Source organism: Candidatus Obscuribacterales bacterium (assembly GCA_019744775.1).
Classification (GTDB): Bacteria; Cyanobacteriota; Vampirovibrionia; order Obscuribacterales; family Obscuribacteraceae; genus SBAT01.
This window is the reverse complement of sequence record JAIETZ010000003.1, coordinates 118,774-137,459: the sequence shown is the minus strand read 5'-3', so window position 1 is coordinate 137,459 and position 18,686 is coordinate 118,774. Positions and strand designations below refer to the sequence as shown.

Genomic DNA, 18,686 nt, shown 5'->3' with positions numbered 1-18,686 from the left:
CTTGTTCTTGTAGGGGCGCATTGCATGCGCCCGTTCCAAAGAATTCAGGCCGCAACTGTTAAGACAAACACCAACAACCCCAGCGCTTCCGAAAGCTCCACCGTTGCACCGTATGTATCACCCGTGTGCCCAGCAAGCTTCTTGTTCAAGATGTACGCACTAGCCCATCCGACAACAACAGTTGCGGCAGCCAAAATTAGCGCTCCGGAAAAGCCGGACATAAATACCGCTGCGGTTACTACAAGAGGCACGAATAAGGACAGAAGCACATCGCTCGATTTGGTTGTGTCATGCCACACTTTGCCCAACCCTTCCGGTCTCAAGTACGGATAACCACCAATTGCCAATACTTCGCACCAACGCGACCAGACAGGTGAAAGAAGCAATACGATAGGCAAAAGAGTCTTTGGAATTACAGCCAAACAAGCACACTTTAGAATGAGAACAACAAATCCGGACATTACACCGAAATTGCCGACTCTGCTGTCTTTCATGATTTCCAACATTCGCTCACGGCCTTGATGCGAGAAGATGCCGTCGGCCGTATCCATCAATCCATCAAGATGAATGCCACCAGTTACAATAAGCCAAGCTATTGCAAGCATCGCTCCAGACAACATTTGATTAACGTGCAGCGACGAAAGCATCCAAGACATCGCAGCCAGAATACCGCCGATTATCAATCCAACCGCCGGTAAATAAATCGCCAATCCGGAAGGCGAGTTTCTACGCTCTTGCACCTTCTCCAAGAAAGGCAACGTCGTTACGCATGAGGCCGTATAGGCGATCTTTTCAATCACGCTCATGGAATTTCCGCCGTGTATTGTGGTCTTTCAGAATATGTTTCAGCGTTATTCCACAGCAAGAGCGACTTTTTCTTTTGATAGTACGCGAACAATTTCTGCGCAGACGCAGAGACTGCTTCATTGCCATTTATTTTACCAACAGCATTGAGAAGCTTTTCGGAGCTTGCCTTAAAATCGGTCAATTGTTCGTCATTGTCCCAAGGCAACAAAACATCAGGCAACTTGCCAATCAATTCCATTATCAAAGGCAATGGCTCCAGTCCCAGCGAATAGACAAACAACGTACGCTCCTCAGAAAGAGGAAGAAAACTTCTATGAGGTCCAATGATATCATCGCCATTTGCAATTACCGTCAAGGCTTTGCCTGATTGAAGAGGACCCTTGTAGTTTTGCACCGGCAATTTGAGCATTCCGGCCAAGCATTCAGCAATTGGTCGTGCCTTCAAATTGAAATATTCAATCACTGTGATATCCGAAGACGATTTGAGAAAATTCTTCAGCTGAACCAAAATCCCAGCAATTGACTTGTAGTCCTCCAATTGGCTTTCGAGGCTCACGGCATCCAACAGCACCGATCCATAAAGCACATAAGCCCAATCACGAGCATCCATTTCTGATTGCCCGGCAAAATGCTCTAAGCGCTTCAAAATGTGTTCATGCTCAACAACTGCGGCCTTTTCCTGCTCCGTTTCAGCAAGAGTGGTCATGCGCACGAGCAGTTCACGAGCATCATTCATTCTTCGGCAAAGCGCAAAGCACGCGCCTAAATTTAGAGCCGTGTCAAAAGTCATTTCATGAGCAAAGGATTTTTCAAGATAGAAAATCGCTTCACTAAATTTCTTTTGCAACATCAAAACAAATCCAAGCTCATAATTTAGCGCTGGATCATCAGGGACTATTGCCGCGCATCGTTTTAGTAATAGAGCTGCCAATTCATATTGCCTGGTGTCGATTAGCTTATAGCCAGTCTCAAACATCAATTTCGGATCGTCTGTGACCTTGCCTTCATCAGTGCAAAGCGAGGTAAAGCTAGCGCTCAAGTCTTTGTGCTCTAGCGCTTTCATCAAGTCCGAGAAGAGCTTGACGGCTTCCATATCATCAAAATTCTCGATCCAATGCGTCTTAAGATGGAAGAAGCACTCATCGTACTTCTTTTCGAGAAAGCAACGTTGTGCTTCCTTGAGACCGCCAGGTTGAAGGGTATCCTTATCGAGCATTACACCGAAGCCAATTGAGAATCTTGATAGACTTCCTTAGCGTGGTAAGAGCTTCTTACCAATGGTCCCGAGTGCACCGTTTTAAAGCCCATTGCTTCAGCCTTGTCGGCGAGCGCTTCAAATTCTTCCGGCGTGACATAACGCTGCACCGGCAACTGATCTCTTGTCGGACGCATGTACTGACCAAGCGTCAGGAAATCACAATCTATCGCGCGAAGATCAGCCATTACTTGCAAGACTTCTTCCTGCGTTTCGCCTAACCCAAGCATCAAGCCTGACTTAGTTGGGATGCTCGCATCAATTTCTTTTGACATTGCTAAAACAGAAAGTGATCTATCGTACTTAGAACCCGGACGTACTTTTCTGTAGAGACGCGGCACAGTTTCTACATTGTGGTTAAACACAGATGGTTTGGCTGCCAGCACTATCTCCAGACATTCTTTGCGTCCCTGAAAATCCGGCGTGAGAATTTCCACTGCCACACCAGGAATTGTTTCGTACAAAGTTCTAATGGTTTTGGCAAAGTGATTAGCACCTTGATCCGGCAACTCATCACGATTAACCGATGTAAGAACAACATGTCGAAGATTCATGTTCTTCGCAGCCATTGCCACGCGCGTCGGCTCATCTTCTTCTAATGGTTGCGGCTTGCCTTTGTTGACCGCACAGAATTGGCACGTACGTGTGCACACTGCACCCATAAGCATGAACGTTGCCGTACCGCTTGCCCAGCATTCGCCCTTATTCGGGCAACGACCACTTTCACAAATAGTGTTCAGGCGTTGTTCTTTGAGTATTTTTCGAACGCCACGATTTTCTTCGGTGTTGAGAATGTTCTTCTTCAACCACTCGGGAAGTCTTGTTGGCAGCTCTTCACTTGCGATCTGTTCTTTTATTTCCATACGAAAGTATTGTACATCGGTTAGAATTTGGGTCTACAGATACAAGGAGGATATGCCGTGGCACATGCTCATCGTTTGCCGATTATTGCCGGCAACTGGAAAATGCACAAAACTACCGGCGAAGCTAAGCAGCTCACCGAAGCAATCTTGCAGGGAATTAAAAACGAAAAAGAATTGCCGAAGATCGTTCTCTGTCCTCCTTTCACAAGCTTGCCAACAGTGGCAGCCGCTGCCGGCAAAGGCATTGATGTCGGCGCTCAAAATATGGACCACCATGAGTCCGGCGCTTTCACAGGCGAAATTGCTGCCAACATGTTGACTGACTTAGGCGTGACCTATGTCATCATTGGACACTCGGAAAGACGCCAATTCTTTGGCGAAACTAACGCCACAGTTAACTTGAAGTTAAAGACCGCTCTTAAACATAAGCTAATCCCAATTGTTTGCGTTGGCGAAACTCTCGATGAGCGCGAGTCAAATTTGGCTGACTCGGTTATCTCAAGACAAATTGCTGCAGCTTTGTCAGACCTGACAATGGAAGAACTCAAGACTTTGGTCATAGCCTACGAGCCAGTCTGGGCAATCGGGACAGGCAAAGTATGTGAATCAGCCGAGGCAAATCGAGTTGCCAAGTTGATTCGCACAACAATTGGCAACCTCTTCAAATCTAAAGAATTCCCGGAAACCATTCCTGTCCTCTACGGCGGCAGCGTAAAAGCTTCCAACATAGAAGAACAACTCGCTCAATCCGACATTGACGGAGCCCTCGTAGGCGGCGCCAGCCTTGCTGCTGACGAGTTTCTAGCCATCATCAAAGCGGGCGCAAAGAAAGCCCAGCTTTGCTCGTCGAAAGCCTAGAAACAGCCCCAAAACTCGGGACTTGATAAGCTATAATATTTTCTCCGGCGCGTAGAGTTCCTAAGACTCAGCTGAGCGAGAGCTGCGATGAGCAGGTCGCTGCGAGGCGGGACAAGCGGAGCCAAGCGAAGGTGAAGACTTTGTCTGAACCGGAGCGCTAAATATGGAGAGGTGTCGGAGTGGTCTATCGTGCAGTCCTGGAAAGACTGTCTGTGTTAATAGCGCAGCGAGGGTTCGAATCCCTCCCTCTCCGAGTTTTTTCTTCGGTATCAAAACGTCGGAGGATGGGTAGTTCGTAGCTGAGCGAAGAGCCGCGAGGAGCGGATCGCAGTGAAGCGGGAGCGGCGAACGCTAAGCGAAGGTGTAGCGTTAGCGGAACCAGAGCGTTACAAATGGATCACTTTATTCACAAGCTCGAGGAAATCGAGCGCGATTTTCAGAAAGTGGAAGAGCAGTTAGCTGATCCGACAATCATGTCGCGACCGGATGAGTTCCGTCGCTTAGCCAAGACACGTCACACTCTTGAACAAACTGTAGAAGCGTTCAATGAGTTAAAGAGCACCCAAGCAGAACGCGAAGGCGCTCAAGAAATTCTACGCACCGAGTCCGACAAAGAAATTCGCGAAATTGCCGAGCAAGAATCAGCAATGCTCAAGAACAAGGAAGATGAGTTAATCGAGAAGCTGAAGATCATGCTTCTTCCCAAAGATCCTAACGACGACAAAAACATCATCATGGAAATTCGTGCCGGCGCAGGTGGCGATGAAGCCTCAATTTTTGCCGGTGATTTGCTCCGCCTTTATCTCAAGTACGCCGACAAGCGCGGCTGGCAAACAGAAATGGTTAGCGCTAACGCGGCCGACATGGGCGGCTACAAAGAAGTCATTCTCAACATCCGCGGCGCCGATGTTTACAGCCGACTAAAATACGAGTCTGGCGTTCACCGCGTACAGCGCGTACCAGCTACGGAAGCCTCCGGTCGTGTACACACATCAACAGCAACTGTTGCGGTAATGCCGGAAGCAGACGAAGTAGATGTTCAATTGAATGAAAACGATTTGGACATTTCCACCATGCGTTCAGGCGGCGCCGGTGGACAAAACGTCAACAAAGTAGAAACAGCCGTGCGCATCGTACACAAACCATCGGGATTGATGGTTGCCTGCTCGGAAGAACGCAGCCAATTGCAAAACAAAGAGCGCGCCAAACAAATTCTGCGAGCCAAGCTCTATCAAATGGAATTGGAAGCCCAACAAAAAGCCTTGAGCGACGAGAAGCGCGCACAAGTCGGCACCGGCGATCGCTCAGAAAAGATTCGCACTTACAACTACAAAGATAATCGTGTTACCGATCACCGCATCAACCAAAACTTTGGTCTTGATCAAATCATCGAAGGCGATATGGACAAGATTATCGAAGCAAATATTTTGGTCAACCAGCGCTATTTGCTGGAGTCAGCGATTTCCTAAGAGTGCCCGAACTGACGATTAAGACAGCTAAACGGCAACTGCTTTCGGACCTCAAGCAGATTGGCTTGAGCGATGGCGAAGCCTTAAGCGAAGCCAACTGGATAATCAATGACATAACCGACTTGTCTCAAGCGGAGCAGCTTCTTGAGGAAGACAGGCTTTTATCCAAAGTAGAAGCTGAGCGAATGGCGCAAATTGTAGAAAAGCGCCGTCAGAGAATGCCCTTGCAGTATTGCCTCGGCTACACGCACTTCATGAATACGAAGCTGACGGTAGCGCCGGGTGTATTCATTCCACGCTCCGACACAGAAACGGTCGTCATAAACTCCATCACGCTACTTCGAGACATCGCCACACCAGTCATCGCCGAAATTGGAGTCGGTTCCGGAGCGATTTCAATATCGTTGCTTACCGAATTAGCGCAAGCGCAAGTCACTGCCATTGATTTGTCGCCGGCGGCTATTGAGCTAAGTAAACTGAACGCCATGCAGAATGGTGTCATTGATAGGCTTACCCTGATACTGGGCAACTGGCAAGACAATCTTCCATCCGATCTCGATGCAATTGTTTCCAACCCACCCTACATCCCCAGGAGCAAGAAAGACTCTCTTGCCCCCGAGGTAATTGACTTCGAACCGGAGCTTGCGTTGTTTGGCGACGATGCCGATGGACTTAGCTTCTATCGTAGTTTTGTAAAACTTGCTCCTCTCCATCTCAAGACTAACGGTCAAATCGTGCTTGAATTTGGAGACGGACAAGAAACAGCGCTTGCTCAACTATTCGCAGAGTCTGGATGGCGCCTGGTCCAAATCCACCAAGACATGAATGGGCTACCTAGAGTGCTAACGGCTACCCGCCCAATTAAATCCACTTGATTGCGCTTGAGAAGCTGCTAAAATGAGGAAAACTAGTAGCTGAGCAAGAGCGGCGGTGAAGCCGGTCGCTGCGAAGCTAACCAGGATTGCCGGAGGCAAGCGAAGGTAAGGAGACAACACTAAATGTGTTGTCGGATCGACAAAACTACCGGAGCGTTACGAACATGATGCAAGACGGCATTTTAAAAGCAATATCTTCCGATGGAACTATCCGAGCCGTCATTGCCACGACCACAAATCTCGTAGCCGAAGCCCGCAGGCGTCACAACCTCTCTTTCACAGCTACTGCCGCTCTTGGACGGGCAATGACAGGCGCGTCGTTGCTGGCTTCATTTGTCACTAAACAGGGACAGGTAGCCTTAAAGTTCCAGGGCAATGGACCCTTGGGAGCGGTAATGGTTGACGCAAATCCCAAAGGCACCGTTAGAGGCTACGTAGAAAATCCCCAGGTTGAGTTACCGTTAAACTCCCTGGGGAATTTTGATGTTGGGGCAGCTGTAGGAAACACGGGCTACTTGCACGTGATAATTGATCGCGGCTTTGGCATGCCGCACCAATCGACCGTTGAATTGGAGACAGGCGAAATTGCTGAGGACATAAATCGCTATCTAGTGGATTCGGAACAAACCGGTTCGATAGTCATTATCGGTACTCATATTACAAGCGAAGGTGTTGAGGCTGCCGGCGGATTGATTGTTCAATTATTGCCTGATGCCAACGAAGATACTGTATGCCAGTTGGAAAACAACGTTAGCACTTTCGGTACATTCACGTTTCTCATGAGACAAGGAATGGGCATTGAAGAAATCCTGTCTAGAATTTTGCAAGGATTTGATGTCCGCCCAATTACTGAAGTGCTGCCACTAAGCTTCCAGTGCAAATGCTCAAAAGCACGTTTTGTCGAAGCATTGAAAGTCCTCGATAAAGCTTCCCTACTTTCGATGGCCAACGAAGATGGACAAGCCGAAGGCCGCTGCGAATTTTGCAACAACGTTTATCAAGTCGACAAAGATCTTTTATTGGACCTTTCAAACAAGTCTGGTGAAAGCCAATCTTAGTCACACTGACATAATCGCGCTACTATATAGTCGGTTTGAACAACCAAATGTCAACAGGCGGTGGAGACTAAGCGGATGTCGTGGCAATGGAAACTTTCGGTGTTCTTTGTATTAATCGCAGGTTTCTCAACACTCATCTTTATGGGTCATGAAACCAGTACACAGGCACCACCAATTCCGAAGTCAGTTGTCGACTCTCACGGCAACACTTTATTTACCGGTAAAGATATTTTGGCCGGTCAAGGCATATTTCAAAAATACGGCTTGATGGACGTCGGCTCCGTCTTTGGTCACGGCGCTTACAATGGTCCGGATTTTTCCGCCGACTATTTACATCGCGAAGCGGATTTCTGTCTCAACAAGATTGCAGGTGAACGTTTTAACAAGCCGTACAACGAACTCAACGCCGGGCAACAACAATCATTGACTGGCGGACTCGCCGCCGAATTTAAGCACAACAATTACAATCGCGATAATGAAACTCTTACCCTCACTGATAATCAGACAGCGGCCTACAACGAGCTTATTCATCACTATGACACTGAATTTAGTGATGGTGGCAAATTACCTTTGCCTGCAAAGTATATTGCCGATGGTAATGAGCGTTTGCAACTAAGCAGATTTTTTGCCTGGACAGCATGGGTGTGTTCTACCAATCGTCCCGGCAAAGACTACACGTTCACCAACAATTGGCCTCCGGAAAAGCTTGTAGGCAACACTCCGAACTGGCAAATATTCATGTGGAGCGCATTGAGTCTTGTCATGTTAATCGGCGGCATTGGTTTGACTCAGTTTCTCATGAGCGCTTTCCCCTCATTAGGCTGGTCGCCTGCCGGCGTTGGAATGACGGACAATGTCAAATCGTTTCAACCATATCGATCCCAAAGAGCTATCTATCCTTACTTTGTGGTCGTCGTGCTTCTATTCCTATTCCAAACCGCGTTCGGTGTGGTTACCGCTCACTACGTTGTGGAATCCGGGGGACTCTACGGATTGGATATTCGCAATTTTCTGCCATATAGCATCACGCGCAGCTGGCATTTGCAGCTTTCCATCTTCTGGATTGCCACTGCTTGGTTAGCTGGTGGCATGTTCCTGGCGCCGATGCTCTCAAAGCATGAGCCCAAAGGACAACATTGGTTGGTAAAGGCATTATTTGGTGCCGTCCTGATTGTTGCCGTAGGTAGTGTCTGCGGTGAATGGCTCGGCATTAAAAATATGCTCGGTGATTTATGGTTCTGGCTCGGTCATCAAGGTTGGGAATATCTGGAACTTGGTCGGTTCTGGCAAATATTGCTAATTGTAGGCATGGTGCTATGGGCATTCATTGTATTTCGCAGCATTCGTCCGCTTCTCAAAGGGCAAGACCACGGCAGTTTGCCATACATGCTTTTGTACGGAGTAATGGCAATACCTTTATTCTTCAGTTTTGGGGTGATGTATGACCCATCTACAAATTTCGCAGTTGCCGACTTCTGGCGCTGGTGGGTAGTTCATCTTTGGGTCGAAGGAATATTTGAACTTTACACGACAATCATCGTCGCCTATTTCTTCTGTAGCTTAGGAATGGTCTCTGAAAAGTCAGCACTGTCTGTTATTTACGTGGATATTTTGCTATATCTCGGCAGTGGTATCGTTGGCATTGGTCACCACTATTACTGGACCGCACAACCTGCAATTAACATGGCGCTAGGTTCAATGATCTCTGCTCTTGAGGTTGTGCCGTTGACACTACTAACGATGGAAGCTTGGAAATTCGTCCATCTAGCAAAGGTAGAAGGCTCAATTAAGAACTTCTCCCACTATTGGGCAATGATGTTTTTGCTGGCAGTAGGCTTCTGGAATTTTCTTGGAGCCGGTGTATTTGGCTTCCTAATTAACACACCCATCGTAAGTTATTACGAACACGCGACGTATCTAACATCCAACCATGGACATGCTGCGTTAATGGGAGTATATGGAATGCTGGCAGTAGCAGCAGTGCTATTTTGCACCAGATATCTTATGGAAAATTCCGTCTGGAACAATAAACTAATAGGCATATCGTTCTGGTGTTTGAATATCGGCTTACTGCTCATGCTTATCCTAAACATCTTTCCGGCCGGCGTAATTCAGATGGTGGCAAGTTTCAATCACGGATTCTGGTTTGCTCGCAGTTACGAATTTATCCACTCACATTACTTCCAGTTATTTACCTGGCTTCGCGTGGTTGGTGATTTAACGTTTGTCGTTGGCGGCGTGCTGCCGATTGTATTCGTTGTCGTGCGCGGCATGTTCTACGTGCGCAAATCCATCAAGCCGGAATCTTTACCCATAGAATAATTAAATCGAATTCGGATCGTTATAAGGCGGAGGCATTGGTGTTGTCTGCTTTGGTTCCGTAAACTTCGGCGGCACAAAAGGCGTAGATGGCTGCGTGCGTTTACCAGTATCTTTCTCTATAAACTCGCCTGTTTGCGGATCAAGTTCATAAGTACCTGGCGGCAATTTCGACAAATCGCTCATTTGTTTTTGCATCTGGCGCATGATGTCCGACAAGGGTCCAAAGATATCGTTGTTTGAACCAAATTCCGGAAAACCTGGAACTATATTCGGCACATTTTGGGTCGGCGGAAGATTGAAATTGTCTTCGCCCCACTGACTGCCTGGTCGAGCCTTCGAAGTCGGACCCATTCGGCCTTTGGGGATTTCCGTAACAGAGCCAATACCCAAAGTCTTTTTCAATCTATCAACGCGATCAAAATACGAAATCGCCGGACTCGGTTGACCGAATATTTTAGTCTCAATGCGAGCCAGTCTCTCATCAAGTGATTCACCAGGATACGTCTTTTTCAAAACTCTCCACTCTAATGTATTGAGAATTGGATATTGGTCAGACGACTTATTAGCCGGTGGCTCTTTTTCCGCAGCCGAAGGAGCATGCGTCTCGGGTTTAACTGGAGTAGTTTTTGCGCTTGATTGACTATCGCGCTCGACAATTGCTTTACTCAGTCGCGCCAGTCTTTCCTCAATGCTGCCTTCCTGTGTGGTACCAAAGATAAGCAACTCAAGTCTTTGCAGGCGCTTATCACCGGGATCACTTGGGTATTGATGAAAGAAAAAACGATTTTCATAGGCGCTTATTTTGCCGAGCATAGCCTGAGCAGACTCTTCGGCTAACGCCGACGGCAAGGACATTAGTCCAAAGCCTAATAGACTACCAACTATGACTTCGGCAAGTTTAATTTTGGGCATACCAACATCAACTCCGCTTAACTAGGCCCTATCCCAAGATAGCACTTTTGCTGCGTTAATTTAAGATGGTTTTCCCTGACAGTTATTCGTCCGATGAGCGGAATTCAGCATCAACTACATCATCGCCGCTGGACGAAGAACCGGAGCCGCTATTGCCGCCGCCATCAAAACCACCGCTTTCAGCGCCACCAGATGTAGCACCGGCACCAACTGGTGAACCGGCAGCCGCGGCCGACTGCTGAATAACAACCATCTGACCTCTAAGATCATTCATCAAGTTTTTGATGGTGTCATGATCAGCGTTTTCATTGAGCTTCTGTCTGAGTTCAGTAACGAGCATTTCAGCGCGCGCTTTCTCACCGCTTGATACACGTTCACCAAGCTCTTTGATTTGCCGCTCAACCGCATAACACATGCTGTCGGCTTCGTTACGGATATCAGCTTCTTCCTTGCGCTGTTTATCTTCTTCTGCGTGTGATTCGGCTTCTTTGACCAAGCGATCAACATCATCACTGGACAGATTAGTGCTGGCCGTAATCGTGATCTTCTGTTCCTTACCGGTAGATTGATCACGCGCCGTCACGTTGAGAATACCGTTGGCGTCAATATCAAATGTAACTTCGACTTTCGGTACGCCACGTGGAGATGCTGGGATACCATCCAGGCGGAAGTTACCGAGTAGCTTGTTGTCACGCGCCATTGGACGCTCACCCTGGAATACATAAATATCCACGGCTGTTTGGCTGTCTTCAGCAGTAGAGAAGATCTCTGACTTTCTTGTTGGAATGGTTGTGTTGCGCTCTACCAATTTGGTGAACACACCACCCATTGTTTCAATACCGAGTGAAAGCGGTGTTACGTCGAGAAGAACAACACCCTTAACTTCACCACCAAGAACACCGGCTTGAATTGCAGCACCAACTGCTACCACTTCATCCGGGTTAACACTCTGGTTAGGTTCTTTGCCGCCGGTTAAGCTCTTAACCAATTCCTGCACGGCTGGAATACGTGTAGAACCACCAACGAGTACAACCTCATCGAGTTGTTCATACGTCAACTTCGCATCTCTCAATGCTTGTTCCATGGGGGCGCGGCAACGCTCAACCAAATGTCTTGTTAATTCATTGAATCTTGCGCGGCTCAACTTGATGTCCAAGTGCTTAGGACCACTGGCATCAGCGGTAATAAACGGCAAGGAGATATTTGTTTCGGTAACCGATGAGAGTTCAATCTTCGCTTTTTCAGCAGCTTCTGTCAGACGCTGCAAAGCTTGACGATCTTTTCTCAAGTCAATGCCTTCCAGCTTCAAAAACTCGTCGGCAACCCAGTCAACGATGCAGTGGTCAAAGTCGTCGCCACCCAAGTGTGTATCACCGGAAGTGGATTTAACTTCGAATACGCCATCGCCCACATCCAACACTGAAACGTCGAATGTGCCACCACCCAAGTCGAATACAAGAATGGTTTCGTTTTCTTTTTTGTCGAGACCATACGCAAGCGCTGCTGCCGTTGGCTCGTTGATAATACGCAGAACTTCAAGTCCGGCAATTGTGCCGGCGTTTTTTGTTGATTGACGCTGTGAGTCATTGAAGTAAGCAGGTACAGTGATTACCGCTGAAGACACTTTTTCACCGAGATATTTTTCGGCATCCTCTTTGAGTTTTCGCAAGATCATTGCGGAGATTTCTTCCGGCGTATAATCCTTGCCTTGAATTAAAACCTTACAACCGCCGTCGCCGCCTTCTTTTACTTTGTAAGAAACGATAGAACGTTCTGATTCAACTTCGTTAAAGCGTCTGCCGATGAAACGCTTAATGGAATAAACGGTGTTTTCCGGATTGAGCACAGCCTGACGGCGAGCCAATTGACCAACCAGACGCTCGCCTGACTTCGTAAATGCCACGACTGATGGAGTTGTCCGTCCGCCTTCAGCGTTAGGAATAACGGTCGGTTGTCCACCTTCCATCACGGCGACCACAGAGTTGGTGGTGCCCAAGTCGATTCCTACTGACTTACCCATTATGTGTGTACTCCTTAATAACGCTCCGGTTCAGACAAGTCTTCACCTTCGCTTAGCCCGAAGGCACATTTAGTGCCTTCTCCTTGCTATTCACGCCTCTCAGCGACCTGCTCATCGCAGCTCTCGCTCGGCTGATTCGTCGGTCCCGTACTCGTAACGCTCCGGTCTTTGCCTTGGAGCTATGAACATCTTATGCCTGATTCCATCATGCCAACAAACATTTGATGCATTCTTAAACTTATACAAAAGTTTTATATTATCCGTCGTCAAGCTCCTCACCAATTGCCAGCGCTTTGACCTTGACGCGAGTCTCTTGGGTCTTCGCCAGCTTTAATAAATGCGATGGCTGATATCTGAACGGAAACTGCTCGTAAAGCGCCTGCCAGTGCATTGGCACCAAGCGTTTTGCGCCTATCTCCTCGGCGATTCTCAGTGCCTCTTGCGGGGATGCAACCTTATAGCGACCACCGATAGGTAAACAAGCAGTATGGACTTTGTTGCCCTTCAGGCTTTTGGCAATTACTTCCGTATATAGGGTGTCTCCGGAGTGATAGAAGCCGTTGAAGTAATAGCCATTAACAGGATTGCCGGGAGCGGACGCTCGCGCAACCAAGAAGAAAATACCCTTACTAATCTTGCCTAGTCTGGTCATTGGATGATGGGCAGGAATAGCCTTTATTTCCACGCCATTAAATTCGATGCTTTCGCCGTGGTCAATCTCGATGAATGCACTTGCCGGCACACGCTTCTTGTATCTTTTTTGCAACCACTTGATGAGCTTACTCGGTCCGGCAAATTTGCACTTCCAAGCTTCGTAAAGTTTGGGCGTCATCCTAACGCCATGATCAAAGTGACCATGCGTGAATAGAACAAGCTGCCCCTTTTCAAGTCTCTGCCAGTCCACTGGTTGCTTGAAATATGGATCTACATAAAGACAGAGTCCAGGAAGATCAAACTTGAACGCGCTGTGACCTAAATAGGTGAGACTCAACAGTCCACTCCACAAGCCGGAAATCAATAGCGAATCGTAGCATCTTTTAGGTGAGTAGTCCCCCGCTGCGGTTGTCAGGCTATTAATATGTACTATATAGCTAACCGTGAGCCATAGACGGCCTGGAGGATGAATGCGTAATTCTTATATTGCCCTGTCGCTGACCTTATTGATGTCCGTCAGCGCATCAGGTGCAGCTTTTGCAAAAAATGAACCTGTCGAGATTTTGAAGTACTTCAATCCGATTCAAGAAAAATCTTACTTGAACAAATCACAAGATAGACTGATCAAGAAAAAAGCATTCAAGGTAAATCAACTGCCGACAATTTCCCCAGTGGCCAATAAAGAATTGGGCTACTTCGCAGTTATCAAAGATAACGACAACATCACTGCAATTAAAGAATTGTTGTCTAAACCATACGTCAATGGCGTCTCTGTAACTTACACATGGAACGAACTGGAACCTGTTGAAGATACTTTCAAATGGGAATCTCTAGATCGCATTCTTGAACTCTGCGCACAAACCAACAGAACAGCAATCGTGCGTGTTGCGACTTCTGGAATCGATAGAACAACCGATTCCAACGACACTCCGAAGTGGGTTTTTGATGGCGGCGCTAAAGCAATTACCTACAAGGGTGCTGATGGACAGAACCATCAACTGTCTTTGTTCTGGGATAAGACATACTTAGCCAACTGGGACAACTTCTTGTCCGAGTTCGGTGCACGTTATGACAAAAACCCGAACATCCACAGCATCGGCATCACCGGCGGCGGCATAATGACAGGCAATTTGGTTACTCCAAGTTCGTTGCCTGCATACAACGGCAAGACTGTGGTCTCCGAAGTAAAAACAGCCGGCAATCAATTGGATGAAGCCATGAAAAAAGAACATGGCATGACACAAAGATTGCTTGACCAGCACGGCAAGTACATTGTTGATTTGTTCGCCAAGTCTTTCCCGACCGCTCGCTTAAACTTTGACCTCGATCCACAAGTTAAGAGCCGCATGGGACAAGATGTTCTCGATGAAATCAGCGACTACGCCATTCGTCGTTATGGACAGCGCATTTTCCTAACGCGCCTTAACGCCGACGAGAAGCACGGGTTTGACGAATACAGACTATTCCTGAAGTTCCGTCCGGATACTCTGACTGGTATACAAATAGCGGAAGACGTAACTGGAGCCGATCTAGATAAAATCAGTAAGTACGCACTCGATGACGGCATAAGCTATGCCGAAATCCCGGCAAGTATTTTGCTCAGCACCGATCCGGCAATTCAAAAGCCATTGTCGGCACTAGCTTCACACATCGGCTATCAACTACTTGTACAACAAGCAACAGTACCTGCAGAAGCTGCCTCCGGCGAGCCAATCAAAGCCACATTCAAAGCCATGAACTTCGGAGCAGCGACAGCAAAGCGCCCATCAAGGCAATTGGATAAGGACATCGCCGCCAGCTTCCGCGTGGAAATTGAGCTAAAAGACGCCGAAGGCAAGTCCGCCGTCTTGTCCTACCACACACCGGAAACACCAACCAACACATGGGCAGCCGGACACCCGGTAGCATGGGAAGAAGAACTGCGCATGCCGCAACTGACACCAGGTGAATACTCAGTCTGGTTGTCTGTTGTCGACAGCGACACCAAACGCAAAATAAGCTTCATCGACATCATGAACAACCAAGAACCGAAAGCCGCTGTTTCCGCTCCTATCGGTAAGATCAAAATCCTACCGCCAAGCAGCAGATCCATAGGCGCTTCCGAAACTGTCAACAAATAACGTAAGTGCTATAAATCAAGAGGGCGGGACCAACATCCCGCCCCCTTTGTCATTCTGAGTCCCCATTTTTGTCATCTCGACGGAGCGAAGCGAGTGGGGAGATCTCGCAACGATCAGACGTTCAATTAGTTCAACTTACGAGATTTCTCGACTGCGCAGCCTTTGGCTGCTTCGCTCGAAATGACAAAGCTGAACGTTAATGCAACGCCGTCTTCTCTTTGTGCGTCGCATCTGCTTCCGGTGCGATGTGCAAGTTGGCGTCTGCCCAGACGATTTGGCCTGTTTCAAACGGCGATATTAAATCATCGTGATGCGCTAGCACACGTACCGTGAACCCATGTCTACCCGAGCTGAAATACCTTATCGCCCCGCTAAACATGTAAGTGTCGCCATCCCTAGAATCACTCACCGTCATCGGAATAACTTCACCTGATTCAATTTGTCCATGGAAGTTAATCGGTCCATGATAAATCTGCACAGCTACATCATCCGGACTGAGCCCATTCAAATAAACCCGCGCCCTGACTCGCATGTCGTCACCAACACGCACGTGATCCGAATCAGCCGCTTGCACCATTTCAATTTTCACAGCAGGGAAGCGGTGATTTAGTTTAGCTTTCCAATCGGCAATACTCTTTGCTTTCTCTGCTTCTTGCGTCAAAAATTCCGAATAACGACGTGACGCCGGGAAGTAAGCACGCAGTGCATACTCTCTAAGCATTCTGTTGATATTAAACAGCGGACACACTTGAAGCATTGACGACTTCATGAGCGACAGCCAGCGGCGCGGCAGCCCGTCACCATCGCGGTCATAGAACATCGGCACGATTTCTTTTTCCAAAATATCGTAAAGTGCGCCGGATTCAACATCATCCTGATAGTCCATATCGGCATACACTTCGCCACGTCCAAGCGCCCATCCAACATTTGGTTGATAAGCTTCATCCCACCAACCATCAAGAATGCTGAAATTAATAGCGCCGTTAAAAGCTGCTTTCATTCCAGATGTACCACAAGCTTCCATGAAGCGTCTTGGTGTGTTCAACCACACATCAACACCCTGCAACATCCAGCGAGCGACGTTCATATCGTAGTCTTCAATAAAGACAATACGGCGTCGTACATCCTCTCCGCGCGAAAAATGCACAAGTTGTCGAATGATTTCTTTAGCAGGAACATCATCCGGATGTGCTTTTCCAGCAAGGATAATCTGCACCGGTCTGTCTTTGTTACTGAGAATAGAGGCAAGTCGCTCAATATCTCGAATGAGCAAATTCGCCCGCTTGTAAGTGGCGAATCGTCTCGCAAATCCAATTGTCAACGCCTCCGGATCAAGTATTTCCAGAGCCTCTTTCAATTCATTGGACAACGCACCCTTTGCTTCCAATTGTTTGCGCAATCGGCCGCGACAGAAACTAACAAGACGCTGCCTTCTTCTATCTTGAATGCGCCAAAGTTCTTCATCCGGGATTTCAGCAACTCTTTTCCAAATGTTTTGTCCTTCAACATCTTCAGACCATTTTGGACCAAGATAACGATCAAACAGATCAGCCATCTCTTCTGAAATCCAAGACTTAGCATGAATGCCATTTGTCACATGCGTGATTGGCACTTCGTTTTCCGGCACACTTGGCCAAACATCTTGGAACAATTTTCTCGACACATCACCGTGCAACTTGCTTACCGCATTTGTACGCGATGAAAGCTTCATAGCCAGATTTGCCATGGAAAATGGCTCGTAGTGATCATGAACATTGGCACGTCCCAATCCTAAAAACTCATCACGCGTAATACCAAAATCACGGTAGTAATCCGACAAGTATTTATCGATGAGTTCCGGTGGAAACTTATCAATACCGGCAGGTACTGCTGTGTGCGTTGTGAAGATATTTCCGGCAGCGGCGACTTCACGTGCCTGCCAGAAGGATAAGTTCTGCTCCTGCATAAGCATGCGCACGCGTTCAAGAGCTAGAAAAGCCGAGTGTCCTTCATTCATATGAAAGACTGTCGGCATGATATTCAAAGCTTTCAATGCTTTGACACCACCTATACCTAAAACTATTTCCTGCTGAATACGCGTCTCTTTGTCGCCGTGATAGAGAGCATCCGTAATATCTTCATCACCAGGCCCATTTTCTGGGATATTCGTATCAAGCAAATAAAGCGGCACGCGTCCGACTTGCACTTTCCAAACTTTTACATAAAGCGGTCGCCCCGGGAAATTGACGGTGACGACAATTTGCTCACCATTAGCATCCTGAGCAGGCACAATGGGCATGTTGTAAAAGTCATTAATCGGATAACGCTCTTGCTGCCATCCATCACGATTTAAATACTGGCGGAAATATCCTTGTTGGTAAACAATACCCATGCCTACAAAAGGAAGCCCTTGTTCAGATGCAGCCTTAACATGATCGCCTGCCAAAATACCCAGACCACCAGAATAAATAGGCACCGACTCGGTCAAACCAAATTCGGCAGAAAAGTATGCAATTTTGCCAGTGTTGAGTTTTTTGTAGTTTTTTTCGAACCAAGTATTTTCGCTTTTGAGATATCCACAAAACTTTTGGTAAATACGATTGGCGTGTCCGAGAAAACCTTCGTCGGCTGCCAGTTCATTCAAACGCTGCTGGCTAATCTTGCCCAAAAGCAACACCGGATTGTGTCCGGTCGTCTCCCACAACTCCCTATCCATGCGCCTGAATAAGTTAATTGACTCGTGGTCCCAGCTCCAGCGCAGGTTGTAGGCCAATTCCCGCAGGCACTCAAGCTCGGGCGGCAAGAATGGCGTAACCTCAAAAGTGCGAATTGGTTTCAACTTAAATCCTCCGGCCTACTGTAAAAATTTTCCCACGAATTAGCTCTTTTAAGCGATTTGGCAAAGTTTTTACTTGTTGCCAAGAATATAAGATGGGTGCAGGGCAATAACGGAGCAACAGATGCCGGCACTCAGTCCTGGAACCAAGGCACCGACATTTAGATTAACTGGGCTCGATAAAGCCGCCTATGTGTTAACTGACACTTTGCGTTCCGAGCCGGCAGTAGTTTTGGCATTTTTCAAAGTTAGCTGCCCTGTTTGTCAGTTTACATTCCCTTACCTGGAAAGACTGCACCGCAGCTATCCCAATCTGCCGATCTGGGGAATCAGTCAAGACGATACCGATGCAACGGAAGGCTTTTGCCGCATGTTCGGCATTACCTTTCCTGCCTTGCTCGATCAGAGCTACGAATTGTCCGTCGGTTATGACTTAACAAACGTGCCTTCCATCTTTCTTGTCGGACGAGATCTGGTCATCGACAGAACCATCGTCGGCTTTGACAAAGCAGAATTGGAAGGACTCAATCAAGATTTATCCGAATTATCCGGAATGCCGACAAAGGCATTATTCAGTGCGGCCGACGAAGTGCCGGCGCTGAAACCCGGCTGAGGGTCAAAACACCTGGCTTAGGTTAAGCCGGAAAAGGAGCTTAAT

At 47.6% G+C, this 18,686-nt stretch carries 14 protein-coding genes and 1 tRNA gene; 8 read left to right on the top strand and 7 right to left on the bottom strand.

Annotation, left to right across the window (positions count from 1 at the left end; all coding sequences use genetic code 11):
* Positions 1–44: 44 nt before the first annotated feature.
* From cobS to lipA, 3 genes are read right to left on the bottom strand one after another with little or no spacing between them, the layout of a single operon-like run.
* Positions 45–806, bottom strand: coding sequence for an adenosylcobinamide-GDP ribazoletransferase (cobS, locus tag K2Y22_07330; GenBank protein ID MBX9878256.1), 762 nt, complete (start codon positions 804–806; stop codon positions 45–47).
* Positions 803–2,023: a hypothetical protein gene (locus tag K2Y22_07325; GenBank protein ID MBX9878255.1), complete on the bottom strand. Its 1,221-nt coding sequence runs from the start codon at positions 2,021–2,023 to the stop codon at positions 803–805. The genes cobS and K2Y22_07325 overlap by 4 nt, the downstream gene beginning before the upstream one ends.
* On the bottom strand, positions 2,023–2,925 hold the full coding sequence (lipA, locus tag K2Y22_07320) for a lipoyl synthase (protein ID MBX9878254.1): 903 nt from the start codon (positions 2,923–2,925) through the stop codon (positions 2,023–2,025). The genes K2Y22_07325 and lipA overlap by 1 nt, the downstream gene beginning before the upstream one ends.
* A 57-nt stretch (positions 2,926–2,982) precedes the next feature.
* Between lipA and tpiA the strand changes: the two genes are divergently transcribed.
* The 6 genes from tpiA to K2Y22_07290 all read left to right on the top strand — a co-directional run bounded on the left by tpiA (position 2,983) and on the right by K2Y22_07290 (position 9,507).
* On the top strand, positions 2,983–3,783 hold the full coding sequence (gene tpiA, locus K2Y22_07315; protein ID MBX9878253.1) for a triose-phosphate isomerase: 801 nt from the start codon (positions 2,983–2,985) through the stop codon (positions 3,781–3,783).
* A gap of 165 nt (positions 3,784–3,948) precedes the next feature.
* Positions 3,949–4,036 (top strand) — tRNA-Ser (locus K2Y22_07310).
* A 139-nt stretch (positions 4,037–4,175) separates the two neighbouring features.
* Positions 4,176–5,252 carry a peptide chain release factor 1 gene (gene prfA, locus K2Y22_07305; GenBank protein ID MBX9878252.1) on the top strand — a complete coding sequence of 359 codons (1,077 nt, stop codon included), beginning with the start codon at positions 4,176–4,178 and terminating at the stop codon, positions 5,250–5,252.
* 2 nt (positions 5,253–5,254) lie between these two features.
* A complete protein-coding gene (gene prmC / locus K2Y22_07300; protein MBX9878251.1) occupies positions 5,255–6,127 on the top strand; it encodes a peptide chain release factor N(5)-glutamine methyltransferase in 873 nt (290 codons plus the stop codon).
* 164 nt (positions 6,128–6,291) lie between these two features.
* A complete protein-coding gene (hslO, locus tag K2Y22_07295) occupies positions 6,292–7,185 on the top strand; it encodes an Hsp33 family molecular chaperone HslO (protein MBX9878250.1) in 894 nt (297 codons plus the stop codon).
* Between the two features lie 75 nt (positions 7,186–7,260).
* Entirely contained in the window at positions 7,261–9,507 is a 2,247-nt protein-coding gene (locus tag K2Y22_07290; protein ID MBX9878249.1) for a nitric-oxide reductase large subunit, read from the top strand.
* Here the strand turns inward: K2Y22_07290 and K2Y22_07285 are convergent, their stop codons facing one another.
* From K2Y22_07285 to K2Y22_07275, 3 genes are all read right to left on the bottom strand, one after another.
* Entirely contained in the window at positions 9,508–10,419 is a 912-nt protein-coding gene (locus K2Y22_07285) for a hypothetical protein (protein ID MBX9878248.1), read from the bottom strand. It abuts the gene before it with no gap.
* Between the two features lie 82 nt (positions 10,420–10,501).
* A complete protein-coding gene (gene dnaK, locus K2Y22_07280) occupies positions 10,502–12,439 on the bottom strand; it encodes a molecular chaperone DnaK (protein ID MBX9878247.1) in 1,938 nt (645 codons plus the stop codon).
* 256 nt (positions 12,440–12,695) lie between these two features.
* Positions 12,696–13,430: an MBL fold metallo-hydrolase gene (locus tag K2Y22_07275; GenBank protein MBX9878246.1), complete on the bottom strand. Its 735-nt coding sequence runs from the start codon at positions 13,428–13,430 to the stop codon at positions 12,696–12,698.
* 133 nt (positions 13,431–13,563) lie between these two features.
* Here K2Y22_07275 and K2Y22_07270 point away from each other — a divergent pair, with 133 nt between their 5' ends.
* Positions 13,564–15,213: a beta-galactosidase gene (locus K2Y22_07270; GenBank protein ID MBX9878245.1), complete on the top strand. Its 1,650-nt coding sequence runs from the start codon at positions 13,564–13,566 to the stop codon at positions 15,211–15,213.
* 196 nt (positions 15,214–15,409) lie between these two features.
* Here the strand turns inward: K2Y22_07270 and glgP are convergent, their stop codons facing one another.
* Positions 15,410–18,031, bottom strand: coding sequence for an alpha-glucan family phosphorylase (gene glgP, locus K2Y22_07265; protein ID MBX9878244.1), 2,622 nt, complete (start codon positions 18,029–18,031; stop codon positions 15,410–15,412).
* 121 nt (positions 18,032–18,152) lie between these two features.
* On the opposite strand from glgP, the gene K2Y22_07260 reads away from it, so the two are divergent.
* Positions 18,153–18,641, top strand: a complete 489-nt coding sequence (locus K2Y22_07260; protein MBX9878243.1) for a TlpA family protein disulfide reductase — start codon at positions 18,153–18,155, stop codon at positions 18,639–18,641.
* The last annotated feature ends 45 nt before the right edge of the window (positions 18,642–18,686 follow it).

What these genes read in the sequence shown, in the direction of transcription:
- cobS (MBX9878256.1), bottom strand. Translation starts at nt 806, where the DNA reads ATGAGCGTGATTGAAAAGATCGCCTATACGGCCTCATGCGTAACGACG.
- K2Y22_07325 (MBX9878255.1), bottom strand. Translation starts at nt 2,023, where the DNA reads ATGCTCGATAAGGATACCCTTCAACCTGGCGGTCTCAAGGAAGCACAA.
- lipA (MBX9878254.1), bottom strand. Translation starts at nt 2,925, where the DNA reads ATGGAAATAAAAGAACAGATCGCAAGTGAAGAGCTGCCAACAAGACTT.
- prfA (MBX9878252.1), top strand. Translation starts at nt 4,176, where the DNA reads ATGGATCACTTTATTCACAAGCTCGAGGAAATCGAGCGCGATTTTCAG.
- hslO (MBX9878250.1), top strand. Translation starts at nt 6,292, where the DNA reads ATGATGCAAGACGGCATTTTAAAAGCAATATCTTCCGATGGAACTATC.
- K2Y22_07290 (MBX9878249.1), top strand. Translation starts at nt 7,261, where the DNA reads ATGTCGTGGCAATGGAAACTTTCGGTGTTCTTTGTATTAATCGCAGGT.
- K2Y22_07285 (MBX9878248.1), bottom strand. Translation starts at nt 10,419, where the DNA reads ATGCCCAAAATTAAACTTGCCGAAGTCATAGTTGGTAGTCTATTAGGC.
- dnaK (MBX9878247.1), bottom strand. Translation starts at nt 12,439, where the DNA reads ATGGGTAAGTCAGTAGGAATCGACTTGGGCACCACCAACTCTGTGGTC.
- K2Y22_07270 (MBX9878245.1), top strand. Translation starts at nt 13,564, where the DNA reads ATGCGTAATTCTTATATTGCCCTGTCGCTGACCTTATTGATGTCCGTC.
- K2Y22_07260 (MBX9878243.1), top strand. Translation starts at nt 18,153, where the DNA reads ATGCCGGCACTCAGTCCTGGAACCAAGGCACCGACATTTAGATTAACT.